The sequence below is a fragment of the Bradyrhizobium sp. in8p8 genome (assembly GCF_000426845.1).
Taxonomy (GTDB): Bacteria; Pseudomonadota; Alphaproteobacteria; order Rhizobiales; family Xanthobacteraceae; genus Bradyrhizobium; species Bradyrhizobium japonicum_C.
In genome coordinates, this window is record NZ_AUGD01000020.1 from 20,525 (window position 1) to 46,473 (window position 25,949).

Sequence of the window (25,949 nt, forward strand, 5' to 3'; positions counted from 1 at the left end):
GTGGGCTGATTGGCAAGCGTGGAAATATTCCGCCCCGCGAGAGGGCAGCGAGTGGGCGCAAGTGGAGAGGTTCTCGCCGGCCTCCGCGTCGTCATTGCGAACGGAGCCGCCGATCATCCATTCTGCAAAACAACCCCATGCACAGTAGAACGGTGGTTGATTTCACACGGGAATTCTTCGGTGGGTTAGCTGAAGGCGTAACCACCTCTTGGCTTTCCGCGTGGACGGAGAAGTGGCTGTCTACGGAGCTAACCCACCTACGAGACTGCCCTACTCCGCCGCGATCTGTCTGGGCGCAGGCGGCGGGGTTGCCAAGTCCGCCGCGAGCTGGGCGTAGCGAGCCTTTGCATCCGCCACCGCCTTCTCCTTCACCGGGCCGTAGCCGCGGATGCGATCAGGCAGCGAGAGCAGTTCGACCGCGGTGTCGATCGTCACCGGCGATAGGAGGCCGAGCACGGTGGCGACATCCTTCTCGTAGCCGGCGATGAGGTCGCGCTCGAGCTTGCGGTCGGCGCTGCGACCGAAGACGTCGAAGGGGGTGCCGCGCAGGAACTTGAACTTTGCCAGCACGCGGAAAACGTTCAGCATCCACGGGCCGAAGGTGCGCTTCTTCGGGCGGCCGAGGGCATCGACGCCACGCGCCAGGATCGGCGGCGCCAGGTTGAAGTTGAATGTGAAGTCGCCCTCGAACTGCTCGCGGAGCTGCTGTTCGAAGGCGCCGTCGGTGTAGAGACGCGCGACTTCGTACTCGTCCTTGTAGGCGAGCAGCTTGGCATAGTTCACCGCGACGGCGCGCGGCAGCGCGTCGCCATAGCCGCCCTTCACCGCGGCATCTCGGACTTGGTCGACCAGCTTGCGATAGCGCCTGGCGAGACGGCTGTTCTGATATGCCGTGAGATGCTTGGCGCGATGCTCGATGACCTCATCCAGCGTCATCGCGTCCAGGGTCTTGGGCGCGACCACCTCGTCCGTCCCCTTGAGCATGTCGGAAAGTCGCTTCGGATCGGCGACCGCGAGGCGGCCGAGGCGGAAAGCTTCCTTGTTCATCTTGATCGAGACACCGTTGACCTCGATCGCTTGCTCGATGGACTCCGCCGAGAGCGGGAAGAGACCCTTCTGATAGGCGTACCCCATCATCATCATGTTGGTGGCGATGGCATCGCCGAGGAGCTGCTCGGCCGGCTTGGTGAAGTCGAAGAAGACGGAGTCCTTGTGGAGCGCGGTCTCCAGCAGCGCGTGCAGCTTCCGAGTCTGGAAGTTGAAATCGCGGTTGAGGACGAAGTCGGCGGTCGGAATGACATGGCTGTTGATGATGCCGCGGGTGCGGCTGGTGTCGCAGAGCGAGATCGTGTCCTTGGCGACCGCGACCACCTCGTCCGCGGCAAGCACGAGGTCCGCCGTACCGGTGACGATGCGCGAGCAGGTTACCTCCGCGGGATGATCCGACAGGCGAACATGGCTGAGCACGGCGCCGCCCTTCTGCGCCAGGCCCGACATGTCGAGGATCATCGAAGCCTTGCCCTCGATATGCGCGGCCATGCCGAGCAGCGCGCCGATGGTGAGAACTCCGGTGCCGCCGACACCGCCGACTGCGATATTGTAGGGCTTGTCCAGTGTGGGCCGCGAGGCCGGCTCCGGAAGCTCACCGATGTCGGCGAGTTCCGCGGGTGCGCGGTGGCGCGGCTTGCCTCCGTCCACGGTGACGAAAGACGGGCAGAAGCCCTTCAGGCACGAATAATCCTTGTTGCAGGACGATTGGTTGATGGCACGCTTGCGGCCAAACTCGGTTTCCAGCGGCTCGACCGAAATGCAGTTCGACTGCACCGAGCAATCGCCGCAGCCTTCGCAGACCGCGGGATTGATCATGACGCGGCGCGCCGGATCCTCCATCAGGCCGCGCTTGCGGCGGCGGCGCTTCTCGGCCGCGCAGGTTTGCACGAACAATATCGCCGAGGTCCCCTTGAACTCGCGGCACATCTTCATGACGTTCTGGAGCTCGTCGCGATGATATTTCTTCACGCCGGGCGCAATGGTATCGGCCGGATAGGCATCGGGCGCCTCGGAGACCAGATAGATCTCGCGGATGCCTTCGGCGTGGAGCTGATGGGTGATCTGTTGCGGCGAGAGATCGCCGTCATGGCGCTGGCCACCGGTCATGGCGACGGCGTCATTGTAGAGGATCTTGTAGGTGATATTGGCCTTGGAGGCGACCGCCTGACGGATCGCCAGAATTCCCGAGTGGAAATAGGTGCCGTCGCCGAGATTGGCGAAGATGTGGTTTTCGTTGGTGAAGGGCGCGATGCCGACCCACGGCACGCCCTCGCCGCCCATATGGGTGAAGGTCTCCGTCGAGCGGTCCATCCACAGCGCCATGAAGTGACAGCCGATGCCGGCAAGCGCGCGGCTTCCTTCGGGGACCTTGGTCGACGTGTTGTGGGGACAGCCGGAGCAAAAATACGGCGTGCGGGAGACGGGCGCAGTCGGGATCATCTGCGACGCCTGACGGCCGTTGAACCAATCGGCCTTGGCGCGAAGCATCTCCGCAATCTCGGGGTTGAGATCAAGCCGGAGCAGACGCTCGGTGAGCGAGGTCGCAAGTGAAGCGACGCTGAGCTCCGCGGCGAAGGTGAGGAAGCGCTTGTCGTGCTCGTCCATCTTGCCGACGATGCGCGGGCGGACGTCGTCGCGCCAGTTGAACAGCACCTGCTTGACCTGGTTCTCGACGATCTCGCGGCGCTCCTCGATGATGAGAATCTCCTCGAGACCGACGGCGAATTGATGCACGCCTTCCGGCTCCAGCGGCCAGGGCATCCCGATCTTGTAGAGGCGCAGTCCGATCTTGGCGGCGACCTCCTCGGTAATCCCGAGCTCGCGCAACGCCTGGCGGACGTCTTCGTAGCTCTTGCCCGACGCCATGATGCCGAAGCGTGCGTTCGGCGAATCCATGGTGATCCGGTTGACCTTGTTGGCGCGCGCGAAGGCGATGGCGGCAAAGCCCTTGTAGTCCTGCAGGCGGCGGTCCTGCTCGAAACGGTCGTCGGGCCAGCGCAGGTTGAGGCCGCCGGGCGGCAGCTCGAAGTCGGTCGGGATGATGAAGGGCTTCATCTCGTCGCTGAGATCGATCTCGGCGGTGGTCTCCACCGTCTCCGTGATCACCTTCATGCCGACCCAGCAGCCGGAATAGCGCGACATCGCGATGCCGAGCAGGCCCATCTCGATCATCTCGTGGATGCTCGAGGGATAGAGATACGGCATCAGTGCAGACATGAAGGCGTGGTCGGACTGATGCGGGACAGTCGAGGACTTTGCGCCGTGGTCGTCACCGGCGAGGCACAGTACGCCTCCGTTCCTGGCCGAGCCGGCGGCATTGCCGTGGCGGAACACGTCGCCGCAGCGGTCGACGCCGGGGCCCTTGCCGTACCAGATGCCGACGACGCCGTCGTACTTGGCGCCGGGCGAGAGGTTGAGCTGCTGCGATCCCCAGACGGCGGTGGCCGCCAGATCCTCGTTCACGCCGGGCTGGAACTTGATGTTGTACTGTTCGAGGTGCTTGCGCGCGGCGAAGAGCTGTTGGTCATAGCCTCCGAGCGGCGAGCCGCGATAGCCGGAGATGAAGCCGGCGGTATTGAGGCCATTGGCGCGGTCGCGCCGGATCTGCGCCATCGGTAAGCGCACCAGGGCCTGGATGCCGGTGGTGAAGACGTGTCCCGTCTGCTGGGTGTATTTTTGATCGAGACTGATCGGACCCTGGTTTATGCCCATGCTGTCCTCGCTACCGCCCTGTTCAAGTCTTGCTGACTTAAGCCGTTGCCTTCCCGTTGTTTTTAGCTAGGGCGCGCCGACCACCGCCGCCACTCTATGTCGGATATTTCATGATCCGCACCACAAATCTGGACCGAAGGGCGCGCCGGGCAAAAATCGCAACTTCGTGGCCCGAAACACGCCGGGCGTTTTCAGTTTGTGTCACAATACCCCCGCCGCCGCGAAATGAACGGACATCCCCATCGTGCGGGTGACGGCGATTGGTCGCAGGGAAGGTCCCTCGAACGGACGTTTCTGACTAGCTTGGCGCTTGCGGACCCGACGTTGTGCAGTGCGGTTGCAGAGGTCGCGGATGGCAGGAGGAGACCGCCATGACGCTGTAGATGGCATGGCTCCGACATTCCAAGTGAGCGAAGCGCTAACGCTCGTCTCCCGTAAAGACGAATTTCGGCATTTCCCATTTGTAGCGCACCGCGAGCAGGCGGAAGCTGAGGCCGAGGACGAAGGTCAAAATCGTCCAGAGTTCGGCGTTGAGATTGAGGCCGAACGCCGTCGCATAGAACAACCCTGTCACGACCGAGACGCTTGCATAGAGCTCGGACCGAAACAGCAGCGGCACATCGTTGCAGAGCACGTCGCGCAACACGCCGCCGGCGCAGCCGGTCACCATGCCCGAGACGATCACGATCGGCAGCGAGGCATCCATCTGCCAGCCGACGTTGCAGCCGATCATGGTGAACACGACGAGCCCGATGGCATCGAGCACGATGAAGGCGAGGTGCAGCCGATGCACCAGCCGCGCGATCAGGATGGTCAGCAGCGCCGCTCCACCCGGCAGTGCGAGGTAGATTGGATTGGCCACCCAGACCAGCGGATAGTGACCGAGAAACAGATCGCGCAGCGTGCCGCCGCCGAGCGCGGTGATGCAGGCGAGCAGACAAACGCCGACATAGTCCATGCTGCGCCGGCCCGCGGCGAGCGCCGCCGTCATCCCCTCCGCAGTGATGGCGACGAGTGCCAGAACATGCAGCACGCTGTCGGTCGGCGGCAAGCTCCACATCGGTTGTTCCCCTTCTCCGGACATGGAACTTGGGCGCAGTTCCTGCCGAACAGGTTCCCGATTCCCCACGGGTCAGCAACATGCGACGAAAGCATAAGGTGGCGCGGAACGGAATGTCGCAGCTAAGGGTTGTCTTGCCGTCATAACCCGAGGAGATCCAATCGATGGCTGACGACCGTTTTCCCAACGATCCGTACCGCCCGAACCTCGCCGATGATGAGTATTCTCGCACGGCGCGCCGGGATACCGACCTTCAGGCCGATCCCCAACTTGGCGAAGGCCCTGCTTCCAGCGGCAAGATCGCGGTGTTTGCAGTGGCGATCGCCCTGGTGCTGGGCGCCATGTTCTACGGCCTGAACAATACCAGCACGACCAATCAGGCCAGCAACACGCCGGCCTCGCAAACCGCTCAACAGGCGCCTTCCAATCCGGCTGCACCTCCCGGCATGCGAGACGTGACGCCGCGGAACAACACCGAGCCGGGCGTAACGACGGGTGCTGCACCGAGCAGACCGGCTGCCCCGGCGCCGGAGTCGCAGACGCCGCCTGACGGCGCGAAGTGACAGTTTCAGTGAGATGGGTGAGCGGCGGGATGCAAGGTCCCGCCGCTTTTCGTTTGCCTAGCTGAACATCTTGTTGAGCTCGCCGCCAGGATAGCCGCTGCCGAGCTCGGTGAACGTTCCCTTCTCGGCCATCTCCTTTGCGGCGCGCATGAAGCCGCCCCAGGCGACGCGGGCGAGCGAGCCTCCCACACTGATGCGGCGCACGCCGAGATCCTGGGCTTCCTGCAGGGAGAGCCCGGACGCGCCGATCAGGAGATTGAACGGCTTGGGATGTACCGCCTTCACCACCGCAGCGATGTCTTCGCGGCTCTTCAAACCCGGCGCGTAGAGACAGTCGGCGCCGGCATCGGCGTATGCGGTCAGCCGATCGATGACGAGCGTAAGGTCGGTGACACCCCAGAGATAAGCCTCGCATCGGCCGACCAACAGCGTGCCACTGTCGCCGATCGCCTTGCGCGAGGCCTTGATGCGCTCGGTTGCGAGACTGTGGTCATAGAGCGGATTGTTCTTGTCTCCGGTTGAATCTTCGATAGACAGGCCCGCGACACCGGTGCGCACGCAGCGCTCGACATTGTCGGCGACCCTGTCCGGCTCAACCGCAAAGCCGCCCTCGAAATCCGCATTCACGGGAATGTCGACCGCCGAACTCAATGCTGCCAGATGCTGACAGACGTCCTCGACGGTGACGTGATTGTCGGCCTTGCCGATGGTCCAGGCAAAGCCCGCGCTCGATGACGCGATCGCCTTGAAGCCGAGATGCTGCAGCGCTTTGGCGCTGCCGACATCGACCGGATTGGGCAGGATGAAGCAGCCGCTCTCGTGCATCTTCCTGAACGCCGCGCGCTTGTCAGCAGTTGTCACATGCATGAATCTCTCCCTCGTTGGCCGCGCAGACATAGGCGCGCGTTTTCAAGTGCGCTAGTGCGCATCGTGCACCGCGCGGCTGTCCTTCGGCGCCTGCTCACGATCGGTCATGCTGTAGTCACGAATGACGCTCGCAATGCGCAGATGATAGTCCGAGAAGATCTTGGCACGGCCTTTCGCCTGCGTGCGGCGATGCTCGATCGTGTTGCGCCAAGCCTCGACCGCGCCCTCATCCCGCCAGAACGACACCGATAGAATCTTGCCCTTCTCGCTCAGGCTCTCGAAGCGTTCGACCGAGATAAAGCCGTCCATGGTTTGCAGCAGAGGCTTCAGATCCGCCGCAAGGTCGAAATAGTCCTGGCGATGTTCCGGCTTGGGCCAGACCTCGAAGATCACGGCGATCATAGGCGTCTCCTGCTGTTGGTTGGCCTACAATACCACCTTGCGCAGGAATGTGCGCTCTTCGGCGAGGATGAATTTCTCAGACTCGGCAAAATTGAAGTTTGCCATGCCGTCGAGATCGACCCGCAGCCGTTTGCGATAGGCCTCGTAGGCCGCCAGGCTCTCGAACGAGATCAGGGCGGACGCGATGTTGTTGGTGCCCTCATGCGGCATGAAATAGCCGATCAAGTCGCCGCCGCATCGCGGGATGATGGTAAGCCAGCGCTTCGAATATTCCTCGAATTGCGCCCGCTTGAAGGGATCTAGCTGGTAACGGATGAACACGGTAACGGACATGGGGTTCTCCTCGTTGCTCCGTCATTGCGAGCCAACGGGTCCGCGCGAAGCGCGGCCCGATGACAGGCTTCGCGAAGCAATCCAGGAATCCCTCCGCTGGGACAGTCTGGATTGCTTCGTCGCCAGTGCAAAATTGCTTGGCAATTCTGTCACGGGTTGCTCGCAATGACGACTTGAGTGAGGACTACGCGCTTGCCTCGCTACAATGCTTCGCCTATCATCGAACTATGAAGGCAGGCCCAGACATCGCCATGGTCGCCTCGTTGGTCGGCGACCCCGCCCGCGCCAATATGCTGACCGCGCTGATGAACGGCCGCGCGCTCACTGCGAGCGAGTTGGCGCAGGAGGCCGGCATCACACCGCAGACCGCGAGCTCGCATCTTTCGAAGCTGGAGGCAGGCGGCCTCGTCGCGCCGGAGAAGCAGGGCCGGCATCGCTACTACCGCCTCACCGACGACGACGTCGCCGGCGTGCTCGAGGGGCTTGCGGGACTTGCCGCGCGCACCGGCCACATGCGGGTGCGTACCGGACCGAAGGACCCGGCGCTGCGGCGCGCGCGGATTTGCTACGATCACCTCGCCGGCGATCTCGGCGTGCAGATGCTGGACTCGCTGCGACAGCGGCAGCTGGTCAGGCAGAAGAAACAGGACATCGAGCTCACCACCGAGGGGGCGCGTTTCCTTGCCAAACATCTGCAGATCTCCCCCGACATGCTCAGCCACCCGCGCCGCCCGGTTTGCAAGGCCTGCCTGGACTGGAGCGAGCGGCGTCACCATCTCGCCGGCATGCTGGGCGCGACCCTGATGCAACGCTTTGCCGAGCTGAAATGGGCCACGCGCGATGCCACGCCGGGCAGCCGCGTGGTGAATTTCACCCGTATCGGCGAGAAGCAATTCGCCGCGCTGTTCGGGAATCGGCGGGACTGATCACGCGAGCCCTCGCGACGGCACACAATCCCGTGTGAACTCCTCCTCTCGTCATGGCCGGGCTTGACCCGGCCATCCACGTCTTTATTGCGGCTGGCACGTGGATGCCTGGGACGAGCCCGGGCATGACGGAGATTTTGATGAACCGCATCTTCTCGACTGCACTTGCTGCCGTCCTCTTCAGCATCCCGCTTGCATCCCACGCCGCCGATACGAAGCCTCGCGAGCCCTATGGCATCGCGCTCGAAGGCTTCGCCTATCCCTACCCCGTGCATTTCATCCCGGTCGTCAACGACGGCGAGCCTCTCAGCATGGCCTATATGGATGTCGCCGCGGCTCAGCCGAACGGCCGCACCGTGGTGCTGCTGCATGGGCGCAATTTCCCATCGAGCTACTGGGCGCCTGTGATCGAGATGCTGAGCGAGGCGGGTTATCGCGTCGTGGTTCCGGACCAGATCGGCTTCGGCAAATCCTCCAAGCCGGCGGGCGAGCTGCACTTCGACAATCTGGCGCGCAACACCATGGCACTGCTCGATCATCTCAAGATCGACAAAGCCGAGATCGTCGCCCATTCGCTTGGCGGCATGCTGGGCGTGCGCATCGCGCGGGCCTACCCGAACCGCGTTGCCCATCTGGTGCTGACCGCGCCGATCGGACTCGAGGACTACCGCCTCTACGTGCCGCCGACGCCGACAGAGAAGATGATGGAGACCGAGGACAAGCTCACGGCGGAGGGCTACCGGAAGCAGCTCCAGACCAACTACGCGATCAAGCTGCCGGCGGACGCAATCACGCCGTTCATCGATGCCCGCTTCAACATCAAGGGCAGCCCGGATTATCCGCGCTGGCTGCGCGCCTTCGTCAGCTCCGGCCAGATGATCTACCGCGAGCCGGTCGCGCACGAGATCCCGCTCATCGCGCTGCCGACCCTGTTCATCATGGGCGCCGACGATCACAATGCTCCCGGCCGGCCGCTCGCGCCGGAGGCGCTGCGGGCCAAGATGGGGCAGAACGCTGAACTGGCGAAGATGCTGGCCGCGACGATGCGGAATGCGCGGGCGGAGGTAATCCCGGACACCGGCCATCTCGTCTTCCTTGAAGCGCCGGAGAGGTATAGGGAGCTGGTGCTGGGCTTTCTCGGCCGCTAGCGCCGCCGACGTCGCCTGAAGCCGCATGCGGAGAACGTTCATGCCGCATTCAGGTCATGATTGGCAGGTTTGGATCGCTACGTGTCGGCATGTTGCAGGATTTTAACGTGTCGAATCGTGTCGCTTGATTCATTGTGCGCCAGAAGCGCCATGCCCCTGTGCCTGCCTCAAAGGACAAGAAGGAAGAATTCAATGAAATACCTGTTTGCCGCCGTCATGCTCGCAAGCGCGGCCGTGGTCGGTTTCAGCGAAGCTGCCAGCGCAGCTGAAGGCTGCGGCCGAGGGTTCTATCGCGGTCCTTACGGTAATTGCCGCCCGATGCGTGGCGCTGTGGTCGTGCGCCCGGCACCCGTGGTGATCGCCCCGGCACCGGTCGTCGTGGTGCCGCGCGCCCGCGTGTGCCCCTACGGCTTCCGCTGGTACGCCGGTCGCTGCCGCCCGTTCTGATATCCCTCCATTTTCGTTGCAGAATGGCCGCGCGGCGGGAGCCTGCGCGGCCTTTTTTGTGGGTGCGGCCCACGGCCCATCCGCCGTTGAACTGACGCGCGTCGGAATCGAAAGAGGACCGCCAGTGGCGATCCCCATCCAGTCCTCGACTTGGATTCCTTACCAATGATGGCGGCGGTGCCAGCGTCGGCGATGCCGGCGCCAATGACGGCGGTGCCAGCCCCAGTGGCGGTGATGGCCATGCGCGTGGCGGCGATGCCCGTGCCAGTGGACCTGCTCGGGCGTCAGCTCGGCGGCTTCCTCCCCCGTAGTGACTGCGGGGTGAGCGTCGGGATTGCCTTGCGGCATGCGGGCGGGATCAGCGAGCGGATGCGGTGACAGCGGCGCGGCCTGCGCCGCGGATGCGGCGAAGGCGGCGGCGCCCGCCGTCAATCCCAATGCAAGTTTCAAAAAACTCCGGCGCTCCATGGCTTCTTCCTTCTTGGATCATCGTGCCTGTGATGCAGAAGGAGTGTCGCCGTGACGGCATGAACCGAGGCTGAATCGTGCATTCAGATTTATCGCGCCCAGCAGATGTCTTCGGCTTACCTCGCAAACGCCTGCGCCAGCACCAGCATTTCTCGCGTGCGCTTGACGTCGGGCCAGTCGCGATTGAAGTCGGCGACGAGCTGCTTCAAGACATCGCCCTCGAGCATAGCCGTAAGCTTCGCCTCGTCCTCGAATTCATACATGGCCTGGTGAATCGACGGGTCATCCAGACTCCAGAATCGCCAAGCCTTGGCCACACCGAACGCCTTCACCGCGTCGGGCAGGTGTTCCCTCTCGTACCACCGGTCGAAGGCGGCGCGCTTGGCGGGATCGGTGACGATGGCGCGAACGACGAAGAAGGCAGCGGGCATCGGATTTCCTCCTGATTGTTTGAGCCAGGATAGCCGCTTCGGCGAGCGGCGACAAAAGAGTTCGTGCCGGTGTCGGAACGGGCCGCCTTCGATCGTCCTTCGCTTGGATCCCGAAACACACGGAGACAGCAAATGGCCGACCTCACCCTGACCACCTTCAATTGGGTTCCCGACGCGCCGCGAGGCTTCGTGCGCGACCTCCGCGTGCGCTGGGCACTGGAGGAAGCCGGCCTGCCCTATCACGTTGCGAGCGTGCCTTTCGAGGATCGCGGGCCTGCCCACATCGCGCACCAGCCGTTCGGCCAGGTGCCGTGGCTGACCGACGGAGACATTTCGATCTTCGAGACCGGCGCGATCCTGCTGCATCTCGGCGGACTGAGCGAGAAGCTGATGCCGACGGATCCGCGCGGCCGCACTGAAGCGACGAAATGGGTGTTCGCTGCGCTCAATTCGGTGGAGATGGCGAGCCTGCCTTGGGCAATGTCGCAGTTCATGGGCCATCCGACCGATACGCCCGCGTGGAAATTCGTCGACGACTTCCTCAAGCTTCGGCTGAAGCACCTCGAGCCGGTGCTCGGCAGCCGCGAATGGCTGGCGGGCTCCTTCTCCGTCGCTGACATCCTGATGGCGGACGTGCTGCGCCCTGCCGACGGCTTCGACGGGCTGATGGACCATCCGGCCTGCCGCGCCTACCTCGCGCGCGCCACCGCCCGTCCCGCCTTCGCCAAGGCTCATGCCGATCAGATGGCACATTTTGCTATGGCGGATGCCAGGCGCGGGGCGTGATCTGCCTCACACAATAAATCAGGCACTCGGACTAGAGTCGCCCCAGCTGGAACGAAGCCATTCGTCGCAGAACTCCTCTGAAAGGTGCCACATGCCCCGCATCGAATATCTCAAGCAACAGATTGCGCGCGCCGAGCGGCTGGCCAAGGCCATCCTCGACCGGCAGGCCGCCGAGCGGCTTCAAGCCTTCGCAGCCGAGTGCCGCACCGAATTGTCGGAGCTGACGTTCAAGCGGGCCGCGTGAAGCGTGCTGGTGCGCCTCACACCAGCTTCAGCGGCGCATCGGCAACGACGCGGAGATCAATGCTGCCAATCAACGCCGAACGCCGCGCCTCCGCCTCACTGATGGCCTCGTCCGTCTGCCGCAGCGTGCTGACGTTCGAACCGAGCGAGACGATCCCGCCCAGCACCAGCGCGATCGATGCCAAGGCGGCGGTCTGACCGAAGCCAAAAAAGCCGAGGATCGTCACCAACAACAGCGTCGCCCCGCCGCCGATCGCGATCTTGGACGCGAGAATGTACTTCCGGCAGCGCTCGGCGATTTCGGCGAGCGCCTCGATCCGCGCTTCGATATCGGAAATCTCGCCAGCCGGATCGTCTTCGGTCATTGCATCCAGGATGCCAAATCAGAGGGACCTGTAGCCCGCATGAGCAAAGCAACATGGGACCTGAGTAAGGGCCCGGATGTCGCTGCGCTTATCCGGGCCACTTCCATCTCACAACGGCAGATTGTCGTGCTTCTTCGCCGGCATTTCCGTCTTCTTGTCCTTCAGCATCGCCAGCGCCCTTGCGATCCGTTTGCGGGTCGAGTGCGGCATGATGACGTCGTCGATATAGCCGCGCTCGGCGGCGATGAAGGGCGACAGGAAGCGGTCTTCATATTCCTTCGTTCGCGCGGCGATCTTGTCGGGGTCGCCGATGTCTGAGCGGAAGATGATCTCGACCGCGCCCTTGGCGCCCATCACCGCGATCTGGGCGGTCGGCCAGGCGTAGTTCATGTCGGCGCCGATTTCCTTCGACGCCATGACGTCGAAGGCGCCGCCATAGGCCTTGCGGGTGATGATGGTGACGAGCGGCACGGTGCACTGCGAATAGGCAAACAGCAGTTTCGCGCCGTGCTTGATCAGGCCGCCATATTCCTGCGCGGTGCCCGGCAGGAAGCCCGGCACGTCGACGAAGGTGACGATCGGGATGTTGAAGGCGTCGCAGAAGCGCACGAAGCGCGCCGCCTTGCGGGAAGCGTCGGAGTCGAGCACGCCGGCGAGCACCATCGGCTGGTTGGCGACGAAGCCGACGGTGCGCCCCGCGATGCGGCCGAAGCCGGTGACGATGTTCTTGGCAAAGCTCTCCGCGATCTCGAAGAAGTCGCCCTCGTCCACGACCTTCAGGATCAGCTCCTTCATGTCATAGGGCTTGTTCGGATTATCGGGGATCAGCGTGTCGAGCGACATGTCGACGCGCTCGATGTCATCGAAGCTCGGCCATTCCGGCACGCCGTCGGAGTTGTTGGACGGCAGGAAGTCGATCAGGCGCCGCATCTGCAACAGCGTCTCGACGTCGTTCTCGAAGGCGCCGTCCGCGATCGAGGAGCGCGTGGCGTGCACCGAGGCGCCACCGAGCTCTTCCGCCGTGACGACCTCGTTGGTGACGGTCTTCACCACGTCGGGGCCGGTCACGAACATGTAGCTGGTGTTCTTCACCATGAAGATGAAGTCGGTCATGGCCGGCGAATAGACGTCGCCGCCGGCGCAGGGGCCCATGATGACGGAGATCTGCGGGATCACGCCCGAGGCCAGCACGTTGCGGCGGAACACGTAGGAATAGCCGGCGAGCGCGGCGACGCCCTCCTGGATGCGGGCGCCGCCGGCGTCATAAAGGCCGATGATGGGCGCCCTCGCCTTCATCGCCATGTCCTGGAGCTTGGTGATCTTCAGCGCGTGCGTTTCCGACAGCGAGCCGCCGAACACCGTGAAATCCTTGGCGAACACGAACGTCTTGCGGCCGTTGACGGTGCCCCAGCCCGTGACGACGCCGTCGCCGGGGATCTTGTTCTTCTCCATGCCGAACTCGGTGGAGCGGTGCTCGACGAACATGTCGAACTCCTCGAACGATCCCTTGTCGAGCAGGAGCTCGATGCGCTCGCGCGCGGTCAGCTTGCCGCGGGCGTGCTGCGCCTCGATGCGCTTCTCCCCGCCACCGAGCTTCGCGCCGGCACGACGATGTTCAAGGGCGTCCAGGATGTGCTTCATTTGCTCCCGCCAGTTCTTAAGTCTTACGCGATGCCGGGGTTCTAACACGGCATTTTGCGGGCCGGGAAGCGGCTTTCGGGCCTGCAGGGCTGCCTTGAGCAGCGTAAAAGCGCAAGGAAATACAAAGTTTTGCCTGGGAGGCGGAATGGAGCATGGATCGGCCGGGGTCACCCAGCTCGCGCGCTCGGCGGCAACAGGACACCAGATCGGCTTCCCGCCCGCGACCGGTGCCACGGGCTCAATGAACATGCACCCAAGATCGCCATGGCCGGGCTTGCCTGCCTGGGAGCCAGGATTTCACGGCGAGGCGGAATGGCTGCAAGAGAACTGCTCGGCCTGCGTTCGCAGACGCGGCTGCGGATGGAGCTAGATCGCGCCGATATCGGCAAGGCAGGCCTGTGTCAGTGGCATGCGCTCACCGACGAGACGCGGCTCCTTGCAATCCATGTTGAGCGCGAAAACCGTGTGCGACTCGCCCTTCTCGGCCCAGCCGACCATCCAGCCGAGCGACGGCTCGCCGCGCTCGGCGCCCAGCAAACCGGACTTGGCGCGAATGACGCTGTCGCCGACCTTGGTCACCGGCAGGATATCGCAGACGAGATCCTGGCTGCGCTTGCTCACCGGCAGTGCGCGGCGGCGCAGCCTGTCGACGAAGTCGATCTGCTCGACCGGATCGATGCGCAAAGCCCCGGTGAGCCAGAACTGGTCGATGCCGCCGCCGATGTCGCGATTGCCGTAATCGAACTCGTCGACATATTTCTGCATGCGTTCCTGGCCGATGCGGCGCGCAATCTCCTGATAGACCGGCACCGCGCTGACTGCGATCGCACTGCGCAGCGTGTGATCCTTGTTCCAGGCCTCGATCGGACGCTTGACGCCGTCCCAGGGAAACACGTCCTTGTCGGGATCAGTGACCACGCCGGTCTCGAGCGCAATCAGCGCGTTCGGAATCTTGAAGGTCGAGGCCGGCAGCTTGCCCTCACCCGATCGCTCCTTGTCACTTGCGACAACGAGATAGTCCTCGACCTTGTAGCCGACAAAGGTGCCTGACGTGCCGAGGTCGGTGAAGCGCTTTGCGATGCCCTCCCGAATTTCATTGCGCGGCGGCGCGACATGGGCAAGCGCACGCGATGGCAGGGCCGAGACTGCAGCGAGAAGACCGAGGGTAGAACGACGGGTCAGCAAAAGCGACATCCGTGAGCATGGAGAACCGGCGCGACCATGCAGCCGCTACGTGGTGAAACGATGACGGGTGATCCTTACCTTCCCCGGCCCGACAGCCGCAGCACGAACACCAGCACCTCGGCCACGGCCTTGTAGAGGTCCGGCGGAATTTCTTCACCGAGCTCCACCTTGGAGAGCGCGCCGGCCAACACCTCGTTTTCCTCGATCGGGATGTCGTGCGCCCTGGCGATCTCGACGATCTTCTCGCCGATCGTGCCTTTGCCCTTGGCCACGACGACTGGGGCGTTGGTGCCCTTCTCGTAGTGCAGCGCGATCGCGAGCTTGGTTGAATCGCTCATGTCGCGCGATCCAGAAAATGTCCGGCGGGGGCCGGCGCCGGTTGCGGCGGCGTGCCGTCGCGGACCAGGATGTCGCCCGGCTTGAGCTCGGCGCGCGTCAGCGCCTGGCTGAGCTCACCGATGCCGGCACGGAGCTGCTGCGCCGTCGCCGGCCGCTCGGCCCACATCCGCACGAAGGTCTTGTCGCCGTTGAGCGTGATCAGCGCGTGGACGGGGCCCGCCGGCTCCACATTCAGCGAGAAGCGTGCACGCCAAGCCTGCGCGACGGGATCGGCGGCCTCATTGCCACCATCGCGCGAGATCTCGAACTGCGCCATGGCAGTTCCTTGCGGGGTCGCGAATGGAATCTCGAAATTCCACTGCGGCACGGCCGGATCGATCCGGTGCCCGGTCGCACCGCTGCGATCGGGCAGCGAAGCAATCTGCAACAGCGTCTGCCGCGCGATCGCAGCATCAGTGTCGTCGAGCAGGCGATCCACGGTCGCGGCAAGCGGCGTGTCCGGCGCGAGCGATGGCGCGGCGATGGACTGCGGCGCCGGCAGCGCTCCGCGGAACGGCGGGGGCGTCGGCTGCGTGGCGGCCTCGAAGAGGCGGCCATCCGGCACGCCCTTGCTGGACCCCGGCACGTTGCCGGCCAGACGCGGCAGCTCTTGCGCGACCTCTTGCAGCAAGCTCGCCGCAAGGCCGGCGGACATGGTTCGCAGTGCCGCCGGCTGCGAAGCGCTGCCAGCGATCTCGGCGGGCAGGGCAGCTGCGGAATTGGCGCCGCGCGGCACTTGCGGCTGTTGGGCGGTTTCGGTCGACGGCGATGCGGCCTGCGCCGCTCCCCCTGCTGCCGGAGTCGTCGCGGCGGCTTGCGTCAATGGTACCGCAGTCCCGATTGTCGCCAGCGCATGGCGCAGCACCAGCAGCGCCGCCTTCAAATCGGGCATCGTGCCGGAGGACGGCGCCCCCGCGGCAAGCGAGGCCTCGAGGAACAGCCCTGACTTCTGGAAGGCGGATTCGATATCACCGCCGTCGAGCCCGGTGTTGAGCGGCGTCTGCTGTGCCAGCACGTCCAGCACCGCCTGCTTCAAGCCCGCGGGCAGATCGCTGCCGGTGACGACGGAGGCCAGATTGGCAAACAGGGTGGCCTGGCTGCCCTGTCTGGTCGCGGCATCGGCCGAAGCCACCGCAACAGCAGCATGCTCCAACGGCGTGAGCGTGTTGCGCGAAGCACCCGCCGACGGGGCAAGTGGCGGGCTTTCCAGCAACGATGCCGCGCGGGGCGTCAGCGTGATCTGATCGGCAGCCGCTTCGCCTGCCCCACCCAGAACTGCGAGCCGAATGGTGCCGTTGTTCTGCGAGACCGCGAGCTGGAGATTCTGCCCCGGCGTCAGCGGGACCTCCGACATGACGTCCATCGAGAGGTTGGCGATCGCGATCCGCACCAGATTGTCGGCCATCACGCCGACCACCCTGGCATTGACGACGCTGCCCGCCTGAAGCACGAGGTCGGGCGTCGTCGCATCAGCCAGGGAGCTGGCGGCACTGACGGGAAGAATGGACGTGACCGGCGTCGGCATCGCAAAAGGCCCCAGGGAGCACGCCCCCACCCTAAGGCCGGCGTCGTAAACCTCTCGTTAAGGACCTTTGGCCGCGAGCGCCTTTGCCGCCGCCAAGACCGTCACGGCGGCCTCGAAATCCCTGAGGCGCGTGGCGCGGCGCGCGGCCGCTTCCTCGTCCACCCCCCATTGCTCGATGTTCCAGTCCTCATCGACATGGGCGGCATCCCAGACCTGCCCGGCATCGCGCACGTCATGAGCCAGCGCCAGCGCCAGCAGCGCCGAGCCGGTCAGGGTCGTCACCATGTGGAGCGCGGCGACCGACCAGGCATCCTGCGGCAGGGCGGCACGGGCCGCCTTCAACGCCTCGTCCGGCTGCTTCACATGCATGACCCCCTCGGACAGGATGAAATGTGCGCCCAGCGCCTCCGCCGCCCAGAACAGCACGGGATCCCAATGCGCGGCCTCGCGGGCGACCAGCCTTTCGGGATGGCCAGCGCGATAGAACAGAAGGTCGGATTCGAAATATTTCGCGAGGTCGTCGCTGACGAGTTCGACGCGGTCGACGACGCCTTCCACGACGCTGTTGGCGATGCGCGTCAGGGGCATGCTCACCGGGTCGATGCTTTCGCCCTGAGCCGCCCATTCAGCGGCCACGGCATCGGCAAGCGTCCGCGCCGGAATCAGCACTTGACGGCCGCTTGGCGTGCGGATCGCCTTGCCGTCGAGCGTGACGGCGAAACCGCCCTCGGCCTCAGCAACGCCCGCCTCCTTGTAGAAGCGCTTGCGCTGCGGCGGACGCGCGGACGCGCGCGCCGATGCCCGGGGATCCGGCGTGGGCTGGCCTGCTGCCTCTTCGAACAACTCGCGCATCTGCTTCTTCGATCCTTCGTCAGTCAAATTACCTGCGTCGCCGAGACTTCACCAGGACGACGATGAGCGCCGCTAGTTGGCGCAACTGCGTGCATAAGTGCCGCGATCGGCCGGGCCCAATCCCGCGGCCGCGGCGGCGTCGAGACACTTTGTGAAGCGATCGCCGAACGAATTGCGCGGAAGTGGCTGGTAATTGTATCGCGGTGGCGCGTCGAATTGCGGAACCTTCGGTGCCTCGATCTTCGGCGGCGGCGGTGGTTGGGGCGATAGTGGAGCGAGGCGCGAGGCGCCCGGTGACACATATTGCGCGTGCGCAGCCTGCTCCGTGCAGAGCGCCGCCATCAGTACAAAACAGATCGAGAGCCGACTCATCGGGGACATGTCGTAGACCGGCCGCGCCCGTTCAACCCGGCTATTCCTCAGGCGCGTTCTCGATCGGATCAAATCTGGTTGCATCCAGCCCGAGCAGGTTCCACGACTGCTGCATGTGCGGCGGCAACGGTGCGGTGGCGTCGATGACGCCGCCGCGCGGATGCGGAATGACGATGCGGCGTGCCAAGAGATGCAGCCGATTCTGCAGTCCGCCCGGCAACTGCCAGTTCTCGATGTTGAAATACTTGGGATCGCCGACGATGGGATGGCCGATATGGGCCATGTGGGCGCGGAGCTGGTGGGTTCGGCCGGTCACCGGCTTCAGCGACACCCAGGTCAGCTTGTTGCCGGCGGTCTCGACCACGGCATAATAGGTCACCGCGTGGCTCGCGCCCTCATCGCCATGCTGGGCGATCCGCATGATGGTGTCGTCCTCGCCCTCCTCCTTCGCCAGGAACGTCGAGATGCGGCCCTGCTTGGGCTTCGGCAGGCCCGGTACCAGAGCCCAATAGACTTTGCGCGCCGACCGTGAGCGGAATGCGCCGGTCAGGTGCGAGGCGGCGAAGCGAGTCTTGGCGATCAGGAGACAACCCGACGTCTCCCTGTCGATGCGGTGCACGAGGCGCGGCTTCTGGCCCTTGGCATCGCGCATCACCTCAAGCATCTGGTCGATGTGCCGCGTCATGCCCGACCCACCCTGCACGGCAAGGCCGGCCGGCTTGTTCAGCACGAGGACGTCGTCGTCCTCCCAGATCGTCATCTCCTTCAGCGCCTTGAGCGTCTTCTGGGCAGCCTCCGAGAGCTCGCCGCCGCCCTTCGGGGCGTCGAGCTTCAGCGGCGGAATGCGGACGCTCTGCCCCTCCTCCAGCCGGTCCTTGCTGTCGACGCGCTTGCCGTCCACGCGCAGCTCGCCTTTGCGAACGACGCGCTGAATATGGGAGAACGACAGGCCGGGAAAGCGCGCTTCGAGGAAACGGTCGACGCGCATGTTGTTCTCGTCGGACGTCACGGTGACGGTCTGCACCTTGGTCGGCAGCAATGCTTCGACAGGCTTTGCCGGCGCGGACCTTTCCAGTTCCACCTTGGGCCCACGCCGCTCGGCGCGCTCACCCGCAAAGCGCGGTGGCTTGCTGCCGGGCTTGCCACTAGGACGTGGCCCGGCCCTCTTCGCGCTATGCGCCTGATGCGGGCGCGAGTTGTCGCGCTCGTCACGCGAACGCGGTTTTGGATTCATTCTCTTGATGCGGCGGCTCATGCGGTCTTTCCAAGCTTTCGTGTCGACTGCGCATTGGCGCGGCGGGGCAGCGACGCAACCTGCGCGCCCACCTCCTTCTCCGCCAGCCGCAGCTCATATTGCTGTTGCAGGTTCATCCAGAATTGCGGGCTGGTGCCAAACCAGTGACCAAGCCGCAGCGCCGTATCGGCGGTGATGCCGCGCTGTCCGTTGATGATGCCAGTGATGCGATTGACCGGCACGTCGATCTGACGCGACAGCTCTGCGGCCGTGATGCCGAGTTCGCGCAGCTCTTCGGCGAGTTGTTCGCCGGGATGCATGGGCGTGCGGGGCATAAGCTTCCTTCACTGATGGCCGACGATCTCTACATCGGTTGGGCCAGACGACCCTTCCGGCCAACTAAAACAGATCCGCCATTGATCGTTGATCCGGATCGAGAATTGTCCTGCACGATCGCCCCTAAAGGCTTCCAGACGATTACCCGGCAATGCCGCCAGGTCCGCTAGGCTTGTTGCCGCGCCCAATCGATCGAGGCGGGTCTCTGCCTGACCGGCAAACCCCGAGAAGTCCTTGACGTGCTGGCCAGCGGCAAATCGCTCCGTGCGCTTGTCACGGTAGCTGACGATCATGCCGTTCCCTAGCATGATTTACGGATTACGTAAAGTGTAACTCATCGCGCCGGCATAATGCGTTCTTCGGCTACTTGCCGCCCCGCTCCTTGCGCAGCTTGGCCCAGTAATCGAGCCGCTTCCGGATCTCCCGCTCGAAGCCGCGTTCGGGCGGGTCGTAGAAGGTCTGGCGGCCCAGGGATTCCGGGAAGTAGTCCTGGCCGGAGAAGGCATCCGGCGTGTCGTGGTCGTATTCGTACGCTGCGCCGTAGCCTTCCGACTTCATCAGCTTGGTCGGAGAATTGAGGATGTGCTTGGGCGGCAGGAGCGAGCCCGCCTGCTTGGCGACCTGCATTGCCGTGCCGAAGGCAGTGTAGACGGCGTTCGATTTCGGAGCGGTGGCGAGATAGACCACAGCCTGGGCGATCGCGAGTTCGCCTTCGGGATGGCCGAGGAAGTCGAAAGCGTCCTTGGCCGCGTTCGCAACGACGAGCGCCTGCGGATCGGCGAGACCGATGTCCTCGACTGCCATGCGCACGACGCGGCGGGCCAGGAACAGCGGGTCCTCGCCGGCGTCCAACATGCGCGCGAGATAATACAGCGCCGCATCGGGATCTGAGCCGCGTACCGATTTATGCAGCGCGGAGATCAGGTTGTAGTGGCCATCGGCCGACTTGTCGTAGATCGGCGCGCGGCGCTGCAAGATCTCCTGCAGTTGCGCGGCATTGAAGATCTCGGCCGCCCGCGCCGACCGCCAGACCTCTTCGGCGAGCGTCAGCGAGGCGCGCCCGTCACCGTCGGCCATCCGCACCAGCACCGCGCGTGCCTCGGGGTCGAGCGGCAGCTTCTTGCCCTCCACAGCCTCGGCATGCGCGAACAGCTTTTCGATCGCGGCGGCATCGAGAGAGCGAAACACCAGCACACGGGCGCGGGACAGGAGCGCCGCGTTGAGCTCGAAGGATGGGTTCTCGGTGGTGGCGCCGACCATGACGACGGTGCCATCTTCCATCACGGGCAGAAAGGAATCCTGCTGGGCGCGATTGAAACGATGCACCTCGTCGACGAAGAGCAGCGTGCCCTTGCCCATCTCGCGGCGGGCGCGCGCAGCATCGAAGGCCTTCTTCAAATCGGCGACGCCGGAGAACACCGCCGAAATCTGCTCGAAATGCAGATCCGTCGCGTCCGCCAGCAGCCGCGCCACCGTGGTCTTGCCGGTGCCCGGCGGGCCCCAGAAGATCAGCGAACCGAGCGAGCGCGTCTCCAGCATGCGCGTCAGGGCACCATCGGGCCCGAGGATATGATCCTGACCGACGACCTCCGACAACACGCGTGGACGCAACCGATCCGGCAGCGGATGCGGAGCGTCGCGGTCGAGCCCCGCAGCACCGAACAGGGTGGGCGCGTCCTGTGGTCGCCTCGGACTCATCCGCCCAGCGTGACGTTGATCTGCTGGCCGCCGCGCACAAGCGTGATACGCCAGATGCGCGGTCGCTCGCCTGCCGCCTTTTCGAGGTCCGCGGTCTTGCTGATCTTCTGATTGTTGACTGCAAGGATGACGTCGCCCTTCTGGAAGCCGACGCTCGCGGCCGCAGTATCGCCACCGATATCGGTGATCACGACGCCCTCGGTATCGGCGTCAAGACGCAGTTCGTCGGCCACCGCGGGCGTGATGGTCGAGACCTTCGCGCCCTGGAATGGCGAACGCGCGGTGATGACGAGTTCGTTGCGCCCCGTATCGGGTGCGGTCTCCAACGCCACCGTGAGCCTGACCGGCTTGCTGCCGCGCTGCACGTCGATCTGCGCGGTGCCGCCGAGCGGACGGGTTGCGAAGCGGTAGTCGAAAGCGTTGGGATCATCCACGGTCTGGCCATCGATCCCGATGATGAGGTCGGAGGATTTCAGACCGGCCCTCGCTGCGGGCCCAGTCGGTACCACGCTTGCGACCAGCGCACCGGTCGGCGAGCGCAGGCCGAGGCTTTCCGCAATCTCGGGCGTCACCGCCTGCAATTTTGCCCCAAGCCACGGCCGCTTCACCGCCTTGCCGCCGCTCTTGGCGGAGGCGACGACGACGCGCACCATGTTGGCGGGAATCGCAAAGCCGATCCCTTGCGAGCCGCCGGAGCGCGAATAGATCGCGGTGTTGATGCCCGCGAGCCTGCCGCTCATGTCGACCAGCGCGCCGCCGGAATTGCCGGGATTGATCGGCGCATCGGTCTGGATGAAGAATTGGTAGTCGGTGATGCCGACCTGCGTGCGTGCGAGCGCCGAGATGATGCCGTGGGTCACGGTCTGGCCGACGCCGAAGGGATTGCCGATCGCGAGCACGACGTCGCCGACCAAGAGTTCGTCGGAATTGGTGAAATCGAGGGTCGGGAATTTCTCCTTGGTGTCCTTCAGGCGGAGCACGGCAAGATCGGTTCGGGAATCCTTCAGCAGGATCTCGGCCTCGAACTCGCGCCTGTCCGACAGCGACACCTTCACCTGATCCGCGCCCTCAATGACGTGCACGTTGGTGACAACGAGGCCGGAGGCATCGACGATGACGCCGGAGCCGAGCGAGCGCTGCATCTGCTCGGGCTGCTGGCCCGGCACGCCGAAGAAGCGGCGAAAGATCGGATCGTCGAGCAGCGGATTGCGGTTCTGCACCACCTTGGCGGCGTAGACGTTGACGACCGCCGGCTGCACCCGCTGCACGATCGGCGCATAGGACAGCCGCAGCTCGACCGGCGACGCCGGGACCCGACGGTCCTGCGCGGCAGCCGGATTGAAATGGGCCGAAAAGACTATGCACGATGCCGTAACGACGGCGCTCCAGGTCGATCGAAACATTCCTACCTCTTGGAAAAGACGCCGGAATATAGGCGCGTTCGTCCCGCAATAGAAGGGCGCCGGAGGGCAATATTCGGCCCGTGCCCGCTGTACCCGGCATGCAAGCGCAGCGTGCGATTCGGCAATTTGCCTGAGCGATCGATTGGCATGATGCGTGTCATCCAGCATTGTGGAGTGACGCAGGATTCGGTTGCGGCGAATTGGCATCAGTGGGAACCGCACAACCGGACGCAGCGTCGCGGGGCAGTCATCGATCCCACCTAGGCTCTCCGTTCGCGACTTGGAAAGTTCGTCAAACGATGGGAGGCGTACGTGAGCAGAACAAGAATTGCGGCCACGGCAATTGGTCTCGCCGGCGCGCTGGCGGCCTCGCAGGCCCAGGCCCAATCGGCAAGCAGCAGCGAGCAGGAGATCGCGCTCCTGAAGCAGCAGTTGAAGTTGCTCGAGCAGAAGCTCGACAGGCTTCAGAGCCAAACCGCGGCGAATACGGCGGCCACGGCAAGAGCCAAAGCCGAAGCCAAGGCCGAGGCGAAAGCCGAGGCGCGGTCGGAGGCGAAGGCGGCCGTGGCCAACGCGAACGCGGCGATCCCGGTCAAAGGGCCGGCACCTGCATCCGGTGTCGTCGTGACGATGCCGAACAACCGGCCGACCATCTGCACCGCCGATGGAGCAAACTGCGTCGGCATCACCAGCCGCCTGCACTGGGATGTCGGCGGCTACGACTATCGCCCCAATACGGCGGCGACTGTGCCGCAGAAGCTCGATAGCGGCCAAAACGTCCGCCGCGCACGCATCGGTGTCACCGGCAAGTTCTTCCACGACTGGAACTTCGCGCTGATCTACGATTTCGGCGGCTCGTCGGACGGATTTGGCGGCGCCGCACCGGGATCGCTTCCGGGCGGTGGCCTCTCCGGCGTAGAGAACGCCTATCTCAGCTATACCGGCCTGAAGCCGTTCGGCGGCAAGATGGCGATCGAGGCCGGCATCATGGATCTGCCATACACTCTCGACGAGGCCACGAGCTCGAACGACATCATGTTCATGGAGCGCGCCTCGCCAGGCGTGATCGCGACCAACATCGGCGCCGGCGACTTCCGCTCCGCAGCCGGTGCGCGCTGGTTCAACGACCAGCTCTGGATCGGCGGCTATGTCACGGGCCCCACGACGGGCGCGATCCATTCCGCTTCGAGCGTCTCGCCGCCGGGCACGAGCGAGCAATATGGCGCCGTGGCACGAGTCGCTGGCAATCCCATCAGCGCCAAGGACTACTCGGTGCATATCGGCGCCAATGCGCAATGGCTGATCCAGCCGCCGCGCAATCTGATCGCCAACACGCAGACTGTCACGCTGAGCGATCGTCCGGAATTGCGCCTCGACCCGACACCGCTGATCTCCACCGGCGCCATCGCCAACGTCTCGGGTGCGCAGGTCTACAGCGTCGAAGCCGCGGCGACCTACGGTCCGTTCATCGTCCAGGGCGAGTACTTCTGGTACAACGTCGATCGCACGGCCAACACCAGCGTGCCGCTGGCTGGCGCACCAAGCCTGAAATTCCAGGGCGGCTATGCGCAGGCTGGCTACGTGCTGACGGGCGAAGGCCGGACCTACAATGCGGCGAACGCCGCCTATCACGGTGTCAAACCGGCACATCCGTTCTCGCTCGATGGCGGCGGCTGGGGTGCGTGGGAGATCGCAGGACGCTTCTCGACGATCGACCTCAACGATCAGCTTGCAACGGCTACCGGCGTTGCCGGCGGACGTCAGACCGTCTACACGCTGGCGCTCAACTGGTACGTCAACGGCAACGTCCGCTTCATGCTGGACTATCTGCACGGCACGGTATCGCGACAGGCTTCGCCCGTATCGACCGCCGATGTCGGCTCGAAGTTCGACGCGGTCGCGATGCGCACCCAGTTCGCGTTCTGACACAGCCGGCTTTTCCGGGAGCGGTGCGATCCGCTCCCGGAAGCTCTACGCCGCGCGCCGCGGCTTCTTCACGACCACCGGCGGCGACGCGCAGGACAGCCGCTCCTGGTGGCTCTCGCCCCAGGCCTTCAGGATGTCGATGACCGGCTTGAGGCTCTCGCCGAGTTCGGAGAGGCAATACTCCACGCGCGGCGGCACCTCGGCATAGACTTTGCGGATGACGAGCTTGTCCTCCTCCAGCGCGCGCAGCTGCTTCGTGAGCATGCGCTGGGTGATGCCGGGCATCCGGCGGCGCAATTCGCCGAACCGCTGCGTGCCGCTCTGGAGGTGGTAGAGGATCACGCCTTTCCACTTGCCGTCGATAAGGTCCAGCGTCGCCTCGACCGAACAACCCGGACGACGGGCAAAATCGCGCCGTTTCATTCGTGTTTTCCCAATAGTATCCAAACAGGGACTATATCCCCAAATTTACAGTACTTGCCAATTGGAGGCCAGGGCGACAGTTAGAGCGGCAGGCGAACACGCCATCTGATGGAGACAAGCCATGAAAGCCGTCGGCTACAAGAAATCGCTTCCTATCGAGGAAGCAGAGTCCCTGATCGATTTCGAGACCGCAAAGCCCGAACCCAAGGGGCGCGACATCCGCGTCGCCGTGAAGGCGATCTCGGCCAATCCGGTCGACTACAAGGTCCGCAAGCGCGCTGCCCCGTCCGAAGGCGAGACCAAGATTTTGGGCTATGACGCCGCCGGCGTGGTCGACGCTATCGGTCCTGACGTCACGCTGTTCAAGCCGGGCGACGAGGTGTTCTATGCCGGCTCGATCCTGCGCCAGGGCACCAATGCCGAATTCCACCTGGTCGACGAGCGCATCGTCGGCAACAAGCCAAAGAGCCTGTCGTTCGCGCAGGCCGCCGCGCTTCCCCTCACCTCCATCACGGCCTGGGAATTGCTATTCGACCGTCTCGGCGCGGTACCGGGCAAGAGCGTCGATCCGCGCACCCTGTTGATCACGGGAGGCGCCGGCGGCGTCGGCTCGATCCTGATCCAGCTCGCCCGCCGCCTCACCGGTCTGACGGTGCTTGCCACGGCGACGCGGCCGGATTCGCAAAAGTGGTGTCTCGATCTTGGTGCACATGCAGTGGTCGACCACGGCAAGCCGATGAAGGAGCAGATCGAGGCCTTGAAGCTGCCGCCGGTCGCGCTGGTGGCAAGCCTCACCTTCACCGACCAGCACTACAAGGCGATCGCGGAGTTCATGGCGCCGCAGGGCAAGTTCGGCCTCATTGACGATCCCCCGGAGTTCACCATGAGCACTTTCAAGGGCAAGGCGATCTCGGTGCACTGGGAATCAATGTTCACGCGTTCATCGTTCCAGACGCCGGACATGATCGCCCAGCATCATCTGCTCAATGACGTCTCCGACCTCATCGACAAGGGCGTGCTGCGCACCACGCTCGACCAGACCTTTGGCACGATCAACGCCGCCAACCTCAAGCGCGCGCATGCGCTGCTGGAGAGTGGCAAGTCGCGCGGCAAGATCGTGCTGGAGGGGTGGTAGGCGAACTTCGTAGGGCAAACAAGTCAGTGGTGGGCAAGCT

At 64.4% G+C, this 25,949-nt stretch carries 28 protein-coding genes; 8 read left to right on the forward strand and 20 right to left on the reverse strand.

What is annotated here, in order from left to right; all coding sequences use genetic code 11:
- Nucleotides 1–270 precede the first annotated feature (270 nt).
- Nucleotides 271–3,762 (reverse strand): indolepyruvate ferredoxin oxidoreductase family protein, encoded by a 3,492-nt coding sequence (locus tag K408_RS0131630; RefSeq protein ID WP_024342492.1) that lies wholly within the window; start codon nucleotides 3,760–3,762, stop codon nucleotides 271–273.
- A 418-nt stretch (nucleotides 3,763–4,180) separates the two neighbouring features.
- Nucleotides 4,181–4,822 (reverse strand): trimeric intracellular cation channel family protein, encoded by a 642-nt coding sequence (locus K408_RS0131635; protein ID WP_024342491.1) that lies wholly within the window; start codon nucleotides 4,820–4,822, stop codon nucleotides 4,181–4,183.
- Between the two features lie 164 nt (nucleotides 4,823–4,986).
- Between K408_RS0131635 and K408_RS0131640 the strand changes: the two genes are divergently transcribed.
- Nucleotides 4,987–5,385 carry a hypothetical protein gene (locus tag K408_RS0131640; RefSeq protein WP_024342490.1) on the forward strand — a complete coding sequence of 133 codons (399 nt, stop codon included), beginning with the start codon at nucleotides 4,987–4,989 and terminating at the stop codon, nucleotides 5,383–5,385.
- A 57-nt stretch (nucleotides 5,386–5,442) separates the two neighbouring features.
- Here K408_RS0131640 and K408_RS0131645 read toward each other — a convergent pair whose 3' ends face one another.
- The 3 genes from K408_RS0131645 to K408_RS0131655 are packed head-to-tail and all read right to left on the reverse strand — an operon-like array spanning nucleotide 5,443 to nucleotide 6,987.
- Nucleotides 5,443–6,252 carry an isocitrate lyase/PEP mutase family protein gene (locus K408_RS0131645; RefSeq protein WP_024342489.1) on the reverse strand — a complete coding sequence of 270 codons (810 nt, stop codon included), beginning with the start codon at nucleotides 6,250–6,252 and terminating at the stop codon, nucleotides 5,443–5,445.
- 51 nt (nucleotides 6,253–6,303) lie between these two features.
- A complete protein-coding gene (locus K408_RS0131650) occupies nucleotides 6,304–6,654 on the reverse strand; it encodes an antibiotic biosynthesis monooxygenase family protein (protein ID WP_024342488.1) in 351 nt (116 codons plus the stop codon).
- 24 nt (nucleotides 6,655–6,678) lie between these two features.
- Nucleotides 6,679–6,987 (reverse strand): NIPSNAP family protein, encoded by a 309-nt coding sequence (locus K408_RS0131655; RefSeq protein ID WP_024342487.1) that lies wholly within the window; start codon nucleotides 6,985–6,987, stop codon nucleotides 6,679–6,681.
- Between the two features lie 227 nt (nucleotides 6,988–7,214).
- Between K408_RS0131655 and K408_RS0131660 the strand changes: the two genes are divergently transcribed.
- From K408_RS0131660 to K408_RS0131670, 3 genes are all read left to right on the forward strand, one after another.
- Complete coding sequence (locus K408_RS0131660) at nucleotides 7,215–7,913, forward strand: ArsR/SmtB family transcription factor (protein ID WP_024342486.1); 699 nt, start codon at nucleotides 7,215–7,217, stop codon at nucleotides 7,911–7,913.
- A gap of 140 nt (nucleotides 7,914–8,053) precedes the next feature.
- Nucleotides 8,054–9,061, forward strand: a complete 1,008-nt coding sequence (locus K408_RS0131665; protein WP_024342485.1) for an alpha/beta fold hydrolase — start codon at nucleotides 8,054–8,056, stop codon at nucleotides 9,059–9,061.
- A gap of 192 nt (nucleotides 9,062–9,253) precedes the next feature.
- Complete coding sequence (locus tag K408_RS0131670) at nucleotides 9,254–9,508, forward strand: GCG_CRPN prefix-to-repeats domain-containing protein (protein WP_024342484.1); 255 nt, start codon at nucleotides 9,254–9,256, stop codon at nucleotides 9,506–9,508.
- A gap of 159 nt (nucleotides 9,509–9,667) precedes the next feature.
- On the opposite strand, the gene K408_RS41450 is transcribed toward K408_RS0131670, so the two are convergent.
- Both K408_RS41450 and K408_RS0131680 read right to left on the reverse strand, forming a co-directional pair.
- Complete coding sequence (locus tag K408_RS41450) at nucleotides 9,668–9,976, reverse strand: twin-arginine translocation signal domain-containing protein (protein WP_080654964.1); 309 nt, start codon at nucleotides 9,974–9,976, stop codon at nucleotides 9,668–9,670.
- 116 nt (nucleotides 9,977–10,092) lie between these two features.
- On the reverse strand, nucleotides 10,093–10,407 hold the full coding sequence (locus tag K408_RS0131680; protein WP_024342482.1) for a hypothetical protein: 315 nt from the start codon (nucleotides 10,405–10,407) through the stop codon (nucleotides 10,093–10,095).
- A 132-nt stretch (nucleotides 10,408–10,539) separates the two neighbouring features.
- On the opposite strand from K408_RS0131680, the gene K408_RS0131685 reads away from it, so the two are divergent.
- Together K408_RS0131685 and K408_RS42970 are read left to right on the forward strand one after the other, a co-directional pair.
- Nucleotides 10,540–11,193, forward strand: coding sequence for a glutathione S-transferase family protein (locus tag K408_RS0131685; RefSeq protein ID WP_024342481.1), 654 nt, complete (start codon nucleotides 10,540–10,542; stop codon nucleotides 11,191–11,193).
- A 91-nt stretch (nucleotides 11,194–11,284) separates the two neighbouring features.
- Complete coding sequence (locus K408_RS42970) at nucleotides 11,285–11,437, forward strand: hypothetical protein (RefSeq protein ID WP_196232431.1); 153 nt, start codon at nucleotides 11,285–11,287, stop codon at nucleotides 11,435–11,437.
- 16 nt (nucleotides 11,438–11,453) lie between these two features.
- Here K408_RS42970 and K408_RS0131695 read toward each other — a convergent pair whose 3' ends face one another.
- The 12 genes from K408_RS0131695 to K408_RS0131750 all read right to left on the reverse strand — a co-directional run bounded on the left by K408_RS0131695 (nucleotide 11,454) and on the right by K408_RS0131750 (nucleotide 22,425).
- Complete coding sequence (locus K408_RS0131695; RefSeq protein WP_024342480.1) at nucleotides 11,454–11,801, reverse strand: hypothetical protein; 348 nt, start codon at nucleotides 11,799–11,801, stop codon at nucleotides 11,454–11,456.
- A gap of 108 nt (nucleotides 11,802–11,909) precedes the next feature.
- Nucleotides 11,910–13,442 (reverse strand): acyl-CoA carboxylase subunit beta, encoded by a 1,533-nt coding sequence (locus K408_RS0131700; RefSeq protein WP_024342479.1) that lies wholly within the window; start codon nucleotides 13,440–13,442, stop codon nucleotides 11,910–11,912.
- A 366-nt stretch (nucleotides 13,443–13,808) separates the two neighbouring features.
- Nucleotides 13,809–14,627: a class D beta-lactamase gene (blaOXA, locus tag K408_RS0131705; protein WP_024342478.1), complete on the reverse strand. Its 819-nt coding sequence runs from the start codon at nucleotides 14,625–14,627 to the stop codon at nucleotides 13,809–13,811.
- Between the two features lie 74 nt (nucleotides 14,628–14,701).
- Complete coding sequence (locus K408_RS0131710; protein WP_024342477.1) at nucleotides 14,702–14,965, reverse strand: EscU/YscU/HrcU family type III secretion system export apparatus switch protein; 264 nt, start codon at nucleotides 14,963–14,965, stop codon at nucleotides 14,702–14,704.
- A complete protein-coding gene (fliK, locus tag K408_RS0131715; protein ID WP_024342476.1) occupies nucleotides 14,962–16,530 on the reverse strand; it encodes a flagellar hook-length control protein FliK in 1,569 nt (522 codons plus the stop codon). Before fliK ends, K408_RS0131710 begins: the two co-directional genes overlap by 4 nt.
- Nucleotides 16,531–16,587: 57 nt before the next feature.
- Nucleotides 16,588–17,382, reverse strand: coding sequence for an ATP12 family chaperone protein (locus tag K408_RS0131720; RefSeq protein ID WP_024342475.1), 795 nt, complete (start codon nucleotides 17,380–17,382; stop codon nucleotides 16,588–16,590).
- A 72-nt stretch (nucleotides 17,383–17,454) separates the two neighbouring features.
- Nucleotides 17,455–17,763, reverse strand: coding sequence for a hypothetical protein (locus K408_RS0131725; protein WP_024342474.1), 309 nt, complete (start codon nucleotides 17,761–17,763; stop codon nucleotides 17,455–17,457).
- 31 nt (nucleotides 17,764–17,794) lie between these two features.
- Nucleotides 17,795–19,009 carry an RluA family pseudouridine synthase gene (locus K408_RS0131730; RefSeq protein ID WP_024342473.1) on the reverse strand — a complete coding sequence of 405 codons (1,215 nt, stop codon included), beginning with the start codon at nucleotides 19,007–19,009 and terminating at the stop codon, nucleotides 17,795–17,797.
- Nucleotides 19,006–19,323, reverse strand: coding sequence for a HigA family addiction module antitoxin (locus K408_RS0131735; RefSeq protein ID WP_024342472.1), 318 nt, complete (start codon nucleotides 19,321–19,323; stop codon nucleotides 19,006–19,008). The genes K408_RS0131730 and K408_RS0131735 overlap by 4 nt, the downstream gene beginning before the upstream one ends.
- Before the next feature lie 9 nt (nucleotides 19,324–19,332).
- Nucleotides 19,333–19,617: a type II toxin-antitoxin system RelE/ParE family toxin gene (locus K408_RS0131740; protein WP_024342471.1), complete on the reverse strand. Its 285-nt coding sequence runs from the start codon at nucleotides 19,615–19,617 to the stop codon at nucleotides 19,333–19,335.
- Nucleotides 19,618–19,687: 70 nt separating this feature from the next.
- A complete protein-coding gene (locus tag K408_RS0131745; RefSeq protein ID WP_024342470.1) occupies nucleotides 19,688–21,022 on the reverse strand; it encodes a replication-associated recombination protein A in 1,335 nt (444 codons plus the stop codon).
- Entirely contained in the window at nucleotides 21,019–22,425 is a 1,407-nt protein-coding gene (locus tag K408_RS0131750; RefSeq protein ID WP_024342469.1) for a DegQ family serine endoprotease, read from the reverse strand. The genes K408_RS0131745 and K408_RS0131750 overlap by 4 nt, the downstream gene beginning before the upstream one ends.
- Before the next feature lie 312 nt (nucleotides 22,426–22,737).
- Between K408_RS0131750 and K408_RS0131755 the strand changes: the two genes are divergently transcribed.
- Nucleotides 22,738–24,351: an OprO/OprP family phosphate-selective porin gene (locus K408_RS0131755; protein WP_024342468.1), complete on the forward strand. Its 1,614-nt coding sequence runs from the start codon at nucleotides 22,738–22,740 to the stop codon at nucleotides 24,349–24,351.
- Nucleotides 24,352–24,396: 45 nt separating this feature from the next.
- On the opposite strand, the gene K408_RS0131760 is transcribed toward K408_RS0131755, so the two are convergent.
- Nucleotides 24,397–24,774, reverse strand: coding sequence for a winged helix-turn-helix transcriptional regulator (locus K408_RS0131760; protein WP_024342467.1), 378 nt, complete (start codon nucleotides 24,772–24,774; stop codon nucleotides 24,397–24,399).
- A gap of 121 nt (nucleotides 24,775–24,895) precedes the next feature.
- Between K408_RS0131760 and K408_RS0131765 the strand changes: the two genes are divergently transcribed.
- The gene (locus K408_RS0131765) at nucleotides 24,896–25,909 is read left to right on the forward strand and encodes a zinc-binding alcohol dehydrogenase family protein (RefSeq protein WP_024342466.1); all 1,014 of its coding nucleotides are present in this window, start codon (nucleotides 24,896–24,898) and stop codon (nucleotides 25,907–25,909) included.
- The last annotated feature ends 40 nt before the right edge of the window (nucleotides 25,910–25,949 follow it).